At 50.1% G+C, this 684-nt stretch carries 1 protein-coding gene; it reads left to right on the top strand.

Going from position 1 to position 684, the window contains the following annotated elements:
- Positions 1–684: molybdopterin dinucleotide binding domain-containing protein (locus tag A3763_RS03580; protein WP_304440786.1), on the top strand; the 684-nt coding region annotated here is incomplete at both ends.

The raw sequence follows: 684 nt of genomic DNA, 5'->3' as shown, positions 1-684 counted from the left end.
CGGCCCTTATGGTACGCAGCTCCCTGGCACTAGCCAAGCAGGGCGTTTCCTGGTCGATGCCTTACAGGGGTTCTTACCAAGCAAACACCCAGCCCGGAAGATTCTGGATCTCAGCCCTTATGGTTCTCAAAACAGAAGTTTGAGCAAAGGCCTTTGTGTTAGCTCTTTACTTAATTACCCTCACGGTATCGACTTAGGCCCCTTGCAATCTCGCCTACCCGAACGGCTCTACAGCGTGAAGAAACGAATTCGACTCGCACCGAATACTTACTTAAAAGATATGACTCGCCTACGTAAACGCGGCGAGCAACTGCTTGACAGTCACAAAGCCGAAAACGGACAACTCTTATTAATTGGCAGGCGTCACGTCCGCTCTAACAATTCCTGGCTACATAACAGCAGGCGCCTGGTAAAAGGTAAAAATCGCTGTACTCTGATGATCCACCCTGACGACGCGAAACAAGTACAACTTAAAAACGGAGAACTCGCTCACGTAAGTAGCAGAGTTGGACAGCTTGAGATTGAAGTAGAGTTAACTGAAGATATCATGCCGGGCGTTGTCAGCATTCCTCACGGCTGGGGGCACCAGCGCGAAGGCTCAATGCTATCTGTTGCAAGCAAGCGGCCCGGGGTTAGTGTCAATGATCTAACAGACGACAGATATGTAGACAAACTGAGCGGCAC

This window comes from Oleiphilus sp. HI0128, from assembly GCF_001635365.1.
Note: the sequence above shows the minus strand (reverse complement) of the source record. Positions and strands in the feature narration are given on the sequence as shown.